Below are 372 nucleotides of genomic sequence, written 5' to 3'. Positions count from 1 at the left end.
AGAACCTTACCTAGACTTGACATCTCCTGAATTACCCTTAACCGGGGAAGTCGGTACCTTTGGTATCGACAGGAAGACAGGTGGTGCATGGTTGTCGTCAGCTCGTGTCGTGAGATGTTGGGTTAAGTCCCGCAACGAGCGCAACCCTTATTGTTAGTTGCTACCATTTAGTTGAGCACTCTAGCGAGACTGCCCGGGTTAACCGGGAGGAAGGTGGGGATGACGTCAAATCATCATGCCCCTTATGTCTAGGGCTACACACGTGCTACAATGGCAAGTACAAAGAGACGCAAGACCGTGAGGTGGAGCAAATCTCAAAAACTTGTCCCAGTTCGGATTGTAGGCTGAAACTCGCCTACATGAAGCCGGAGT

Annotated in this window: 1 rRNA gene; it reads left to right on the top strand. The window is 50.5% G+C overall.

Going from position 1 to position 372, the window contains the following annotated elements:
- A 16S ribosomal RNA gene (locus J3477_RS25995) occupies positions 1–372 on the top strand; the annotation flags it as partial.

Source organism: Clostridium zeae, assembly GCF_017312485.1.
Lineage (GTDB): Bacteria > Bacillota > Clostridia > Clostridiales > Clostridiaceae > Clostridium_AR > Clostridium_AR zeae.
Note: the sequence above shows the minus strand (reverse complement) of the source record. Positions and strands in the feature narration are given on the sequence as shown.